Source organism: Mesorhizobium sp. M7A.F.Ca.US.014.04.1.1 (genome assembly GCF_003998745.1).
Lineage (GTDB): Bacteria > Pseudomonadota > Alphaproteobacteria > Rhizobiales > Rhizobiaceae > Mesorhizobium > Mesorhizobium ciceri.
This window is the reverse complement of sequence record NZ_RZRW01000398.1, coordinates 1-5557: the sequence shown is the minus strand read 5'-3', so window position 1 is coordinate 5557 and position 5557 is coordinate 1. Positions and strand designations below refer to the sequence as shown.

8 protein-coding genes are annotated in these 5557 nt (G+C 63.1%); 3 read left to right on the top strand and 5 right to left on the bottom strand.

Going from position 1 to position 5557, the window contains the following annotated elements; translation table 11 throughout:
• Window positions 1-216, top strand: a 216-nt coding sequence (locus EOA22_RS23165; protein ID WP_164755751.1) for a PQQ-binding-like beta-propeller repeat protein, incomplete at its 5' end; no start/stop codon positions are given.
• A gap of 137 nt (window positions 217-353) precedes the next feature.
• Here the strand turns inward: EOA22_RS23165 and EOA22_RS23160 are convergent.
• Window positions 354-788, bottom strand: a complete 435-nt coding sequence (locus tag EOA22_RS23160) for a hypothetical protein (protein WP_013530999.1) — start codon at window positions 786-788, stop codon at window positions 354-356.
• Window positions 789-1215: 427 nt separating this feature from the next.
• Between EOA22_RS23160 and EOA22_RS23150 the strand changes: the two genes are divergently transcribed.
• On the top strand, window positions 1216-2103 hold the full coding sequence (locus EOA22_RS23150; protein ID WP_063168288.1) for a dienelactone hydrolase family protein: 888 nt from the start codon (window positions 1216-1218) through the stop codon (window positions 2101-2103).
• A 9-nt stretch (window positions 2104-2112) separates the two neighbouring features.
• Here EOA22_RS23150 and EOA22_RS23145 read toward each other — a convergent pair whose 3' ends face one another.
• From EOA22_RS23145 to EOA22_RS23135, 3 genes are all read right to left on the bottom strand, one after another.
• Entirely contained in the window at window positions 2113-2559 is a 447-nt protein-coding gene (locus tag EOA22_RS23145) for a response regulator (protein ID WP_063168287.1), read from the bottom strand.
• The gene (locus EOA22_RS23140) at window positions 2556-3704 is read right to left on the bottom strand and encodes a histidine kinase dimerization/phosphoacceptor domain -containing protein (protein WP_027160613.1); all 1149 of its coding nucleotides are present in this window, start codon (window positions 3702-3704) and stop codon (window positions 2556-2558) included. The genes EOA22_RS23145 and EOA22_RS23140 overlap by 4 nt, the downstream gene beginning before the upstream one ends.
• 106 nt (window positions 3705-3810) lie before the next feature.
• Complete coding sequence (locus EOA22_RS23135) at window positions 3811-4665, bottom strand: DMT family transporter (protein ID WP_164747161.1); 855 nt, start codon at window positions 4663-4665, stop codon at window positions 3811-3813.
• Between the two features lie 143 nt (window positions 4666-4808).
• Between EOA22_RS23135 and EOA22_RS23130 the strand changes: the two genes are divergently transcribed.
• Window positions 4809-5288, top strand: coding sequence for an Lrp/AsnC family transcriptional regulator (locus EOA22_RS23130; RefSeq protein WP_013531005.1), 480 nt, complete (start codon window positions 4809-4811; stop codon window positions 5286-5288).
• A 28-nt stretch (window positions 5289-5316) separates the two neighbouring features.
• Here the strand turns inward: EOA22_RS23130 and EOA22_RS23125 are convergent, their stop codons facing one another.
• Complete coding sequence (locus EOA22_RS23125) at window positions 5317-5514, bottom strand: hypothetical protein (protein ID WP_127390240.1); 198 nt, start codon at window positions 5512-5514, stop codon at window positions 5317-5319.
• Window positions 5515-5557: the final 43 nt, after the last annotated feature.

Below are 5557 nucleotides of genomic sequence, written 5' to 3'. Positions count from 1 at the left end.
TTCCTGGGGGCCGCAGTCGACGACTATCTGCGCGCCTACGACCTGACATCGGGCAAGCAGCTGTGGCAGGCGCGGCTGCCGGCCGGCGGGCAATCGACGCCGATGACCTATACGGTCGCCGACGGCCGCCAGTTCGTGGTCATCGTCGCCGGCGGCCACGGTTCGGTCGGCACCAAGCCGGGTGACTATGTGATGGCCTACGCGCTGCCGAAGTAGGGGCGACAGGGTGACGCGATCTTTCAGAGGTCGCGCCGCCCCTCATCTGTGCCGGTGTCCTTTCCCCGCATAGTGACGGGGAAAAGTGCCCGACTGGGCGATGAGGGGCGGGAATCTTCCGATCGGCCCGTTGTCGATCAGCCAATCCCCAAATGACCCTTCAGGCTGGGCACCGAGCCGAGCACCTTGTTGGTCAGGTCGGGGCCGGCGGCGGCTTCGGCCTGCTGGATCAGCGTCGCGCCGGCCTTCTGGATCTGCGCCATGTCGAGCCCGGATGCCTTGAGCGCGGCGATGCCGTTGATCAGCGCGCCGGCCTTCTCGCCGAGAACGCCGCCAAGCGCGCCCTGCAACGACGACAGAAAACCGCCACCGCCGGCCGGAGCGGCGGCCATGACGTCATATTGATGGGCGAGGTCGTCGGCGCCGGGGATTTTGGCGAAGAACGCCGAGGCGCTGGTGCCTTCCGCCTCGTGTTCGAGCACCGAGAAAATGGTGCCGACGACTTTCTCCGTCGTCGCCTGGTCGAGGCCCGCCTTCTGCGAAACGGTGTTGACGATGTCCTGGACGTTCATGGCGTCACCTCAACCCTGGGTTTTCGTGTTGCGGTTCCGCTCAGTGCGGACCCTGATCAACGATAGTCTGCCTGCATTCACAACCATCGAGCGTAGGGCCAAAGCGGCGGCCCCCGCAAGGACGACCGCGCTGGCGAGGATCGGGGAAGGCATGGTCATGGTCTCGCTTCCTTCTGGGTCTGAGGCACGCGGTCAAGATACCGTCGATAGCCACCTTCCTTCACGATTGTGGCAGCGCCAGCAGGATTTATCGCCAATGACTAAAAAGTGATGACACGGCCGCGCATGGGCACCGGCTTTGCTGCCCGGACGCGGCCGGCGGCATACGCCTGAGGCAATCGACGGCAGCGATGAGTGCTCGACTGGATGATGCCGGCTTGGTCCCTATGTAGCTGGGAATTGAAGCCCGAAGCAGAGGAGCCCATCCATGACGAGACCCGACGCCAAGCCCACCATCACCCAGGCGATGATCGACGCCTATGACGAGTACACGCATCTGACGCTCGATCGCCGCCGGTTCATGGAGCAGTTGACCCGGCTTGCCGGATCAGGTGCGGCGGCGGCGGCGATCGCGCCTCTTCTGGCGGCAAATTCGGCGCAAGCAGGAATCGTCGCCGACAACGATCCGCGCGTGAAGGGCGAGGACATCAGCTACCGCGGCGGCAGCGGCGAGATGAAGGGCTATCTGGTCAAGCCGGCGAACCAGACGGGCAAGCTCGGTACCGTCATCGTCGTGCATGAGAACAGGGGGCTCAACCCGCATATCCGCGATGTGGCGCGGCGCGTGGCGCTGGAAGGCTTCGTGGCGCTGGCGCCGGATTTTCTGTCGCCGCTCGGCGGCACGCCGACCGACGAAGACAGGGCGCGCGACATGTTCGGCAAGCTCGATCCGGCGCAGACCATCGCTGACGGTGTTGCGACCGTCGCTTTCCTCAAGAGCGACAAAGACGGCAACGGCAAGGTCGGCGCTATCGGCTTCTGCTGGGGCGGTGGCACGGTCAACATGCTGGCCGTCAACGCGCCCGATCTCAGTGCCGGCGTTGCCTATTACGGCATGCAGCCGAAGGCCGCCGATGTATCCAAGATCAAGGCGGCCTTGCTGCTGCACTATGGCGGACTCGACGAGCGCATCAATGCCGGCATCGACGCCTTCAAGAAGGAACTCGACGCGGCGCATGTCGACTACACGGTCTATGTTTATGAAGGCGCCAACCACGCCTTCAACAACGATACGTCGGCGGCGCGCTACGACAAGAAGGCGGCTGACCTCGCCTGGGGCAGAACGATCGCCTTCCTTCGGGAAAAACTGAAATGACTTCAGCTGTCATGCCGCCGGCGCCCAGGCGGTTTCGAAGGCCGGCGACAGGGTGAAGCCGGCCGGCCGCGCCGAAACGGGGGGCGGGCGGCGCATGCCTTCCTGCAGGTACCGCAACGCCGACGTCAGCCCGTTCATCGTGTAAGGCTTGGCTATGACGCCGATCGCGCCGGCGAAATGATCGGGGATGCGCTTCGGATTGGCGGTCATGAACACCACCGTCGAACTCTTCCTTTCGCCTATGTACTTGGCCACGTCGATGCCGGACGGCCCGTCACTCAGATGGATGTCGACGAAGGCGATATCGGCTTCGGTCGCATCCGCCATGGCCATGGCTTCCGCCGAAGAGGTCGCCCAGCCGACGACGCTGTGGCCGGCGTCCTCGACAAGGCTCTCCAGCTCCATTGCCAGCAGCGCTTCGTCCTCGATGATCAGGACCTTGAGCGGCTCAATCATGACACATTCCCTTTTTCCTGAGGTTCGTTCGGGATCGAGATAACGACCTTCGTGCCGGGGCCGGTGTCGCGCCATTCGATCTCGGCATGCAACTGGCGGGCGAGCGATTTGATCAGCCGCATGCCGAACGAGGCATCGCCGTTGGCGTCGGCCATGCCGACGCCGTCGTCCGACACCTCGATATTCAAGTGGCCGTCGGGCTGGCTCATTTTGATGCCCAGGCGGCCGGCCGACATTCCGTCGGGCTTGGACTTGAAGGCATGCTTGAGAGCATTGGTGACGAGTTCGTTGACCATCAGAGCGACGGGCGTTGCCTTTTCCGCGGAAATGACGATCGGTTCCAGGTCGAGAGCCGGACTGATCTCAGAGCGCCCCGACGCCGTCAGCAGGTCTGTCACCAGATCCTTGGCGAAATCCGCCACATCGAACTTGCTGACGTCCTTCGACTGATAAAGCCGCCGATGCACGGTGCTCAGGGCTTCGATGCGCTCCAGCATGGTGGTCAACGAACGCCTGATCGCTTCGTCCCGTATGGTCCGCCGCTGCATAATGATGAGGGAAGAGATCATCTGCAGGTTGTTTTTCACCCGGTGATCCACCTCATGCAGCAAGGTGGTCTGCGCCTCGAGGGCGGCTTCCAGTTCCGCGGTGCGTTCCTTCACCGCCTTTTCGAAGCGGTCCTTGTCCGCGTTGATGCGACTCTCCGATTGTTTGCGATCCGAGACGTCGAGCTGCGATGCGAAAAAGAACTGCAAATCGCCTTTGTCGTTCGAAACGGGGCTGATGTAGAGCGCGTTCCAGAAGGTCGAGCCGTCCCTGCGGTAGTTCAGGATATCGACGCTGACATCGGTTTCATCCTCGATCGCCGCGCGTATCTGTTCGACAGCGGCCTTGTCGGTCTTCGGTCCCTGCAGGAAGCGGCAGTTCCTGCCCAGAACCTCATGACGCTCATATCCGGTCAGTCGCAGGAAAGCGTCATTGGCGAACACGATAGGATTGTCCTGCTGTCGGGGATCGGTAATGATCATCGACATGCGGGTGGCGCGGATAGCCGCCGCGAACGGATCGCCCTTGCCGTGCTCGACATGCAGATCGTCCGTCATGTGCCATGCGTCGGCAGGCTCCCTGGTCCGTTTCCATTCCATTCTGTCACTCCAAGCCATTTTCGCGGGTGACAACGGATCAGACGCCGATTTGGTTCAATCTTGAGCCTTCCTGTCGCAGTTCGTACCGAGAATCAGGCCTCCGGAGTTAGCCGGCCGATGCCGGCTTGTGGAAGGCGACGCCGGCGACCACCAGCGCAATGCCGAGGCAATCGATAAAACTCGGAATCTGGCGCAGCACGACGACGCCGATCAGCGTCGCGGTGACCGGCAGCAGCGACAGCATCAGCGCGAAGCTCGCGCGTGGCAGCCGCGACATGGCGAGCTGGTCGCAGATGTAAGGAATGACCGACGAGCAGATGCCGACGCCGATGGCGGCGAGCAGCAGCGGCAGTGAGAAAAAGGCCGGCAGCGCATCGGTGAAGCCGATCGGCAGCACGACGATGAAGGCGATCGCCATGGCAGCACCCAGGCCGGCGATGCCGCTGCCGGCGCCTGAAGCGGCGACGCGATGGCCGAGTACGATGTAACCGACAAACAGCGCCCCGTTGAGGATGGCCCAGAACAGCCCGATGGGATCGTCGGACCATCTGACATCGATGAGCAGCAAGGTGCCGGCGACGGCGATGGCAAGGGCGGCGAGATTGCGCGTGCTCCTGAGGCCGATCGCCGCGACGCCGATGATGCCGACGAATTCGATCGCCGCCACCAGCGAGATCGGCAGTCGGTCGAGCGCCAGGTAGAACGAACAGTTCATCACCGCCAGACAGGCGCCGAAGGCCAGCAACAGCAGCCGCGTCGTGCGATCGGCGCGTGCGAAGCTTCGCCATGGACGGGTCAGGGGTGCGAAGATGAGTGCTGCCGTGGCGATGCGCAGCCACGCCATGCCGAGCACGCCGACATGCGGGAAAAGCAGCACGGCGAAGGCCGGCCCGAGATAGTGGAAGACGGCGCTGACGCCGAACCAGACATGCGGCGGCAGTTTTTCCGTCAGCTTGCCCAGGGTGAAGTTGCCCGGGGCAGGGGTCGCCGCGAGAGCTTGCGTTTGATCATCCACCGGATCAGTATCGCAGGCAGATTTGCCTATTTATATAGATGATGATTAGCTCTTTCGGCTATCTTTCTCCCGGAATAAAGGAGTTTTCCATGAAGCGCCTTCGAACTGAAAGCGCCGATCTCGATGCCGCCGACATGAAGATCCTGCGCCTGCTGGAAAAGGACGCGCGCACCAGCACGGCGGAGCTGGCACGCTCGGTGGGCCTGTCGGCACCGAGTGTGGCCGAGCGCATCAAGCGGCTGCAGGAAAGCGGCGTCATCGAGGCCTATTCGGTTAGGATCAACCCGACGGCACTCGGCCTGCCGCTGTCGGCATGGCTGCGCATCCGGCCAGTGCCGGGGCAGTTGGCCGTCGTGGCCGAGATCATCCGCGAACTGCCGGAGATCGTGCAATGCGACCGCGTAACCGGAGAGGATTGTTTCATCGCGCTGGCGCATGTCGGGTCGGTGGTCGACCTCGAGCGGGTGATCGACCGCATCATTCCCTACGCGATGACCAACACGGCGATCATCCAGTCCTCGCCGGTGGTGGCGCGTTCGGCCCTGGCGGCGTTGAGGCGCCAGGCTTGACCTGCGGGGATTGTTCCGTTCGAGGACCTTATGCGTGGCCGCGCTTCATGCGCGCCTGTTTCAGGATGGCGCGCCAGCGGATCATGTCGAACGGGATCGGCTCGTTGTTGTTGGCGATGTGGAAGATCTCATTGTTGACGTTCTTGAGCGAGCGCCAGAAATCGTAGTCGGTGATGCGCGGATCGGCAGCCCACCTGTCCACCGCGACCTTGATGTCGGTTTTCATGCACTTTCCTCGAACCGGCGCCGCGCCGCCCGTGTCGCTACCT

What these genes read in the sequence shown, in the direction of transcription:
- EOA22_RS23160 (WP_013530999.1), bottom strand. Translation starts at nt 788, where the DNA reads ATGAACGTCCAGGACATCGTCAACACCGTTTCGCAGAAGGCGGGCCTC.
- EOA22_RS23150 (WP_063168288.1), top strand. Translation starts at nt 1,216, where the DNA reads ATGACGAGACCCGACGCCAAGCCCACCATCACCCAGGCGATGATCGAC.
- EOA22_RS23145 (WP_063168287.1), bottom strand. Translation starts at nt 2,559, where the DNA reads ATGATTGAGCCGCTCAAGGTCCTGATCATCGAGGACGAAGCGCTGCTG.
- EOA22_RS23140 (WP_027160613.1), bottom strand. Translation starts at nt 3,704, where the DNA reads ATGGAATGGAAACGGACCAGGGAGCCTGCCGACGCATGGCACATGACG.
- EOA22_RS23130 (WP_013531005.1), top strand. Translation starts at nt 4,809, where the DNA reads ATGAAGCGCCTTCGAACTGAAAGCGCCGATCTCGATGCCGCCGACATG.
- EOA22_RS23125 (WP_127390240.1), bottom strand. Translation starts at nt 5,514, where the DNA reads ATGAAAACCGACATCAAGGTCGCGGTGGACAGGTGGGCTGCCGATCCG.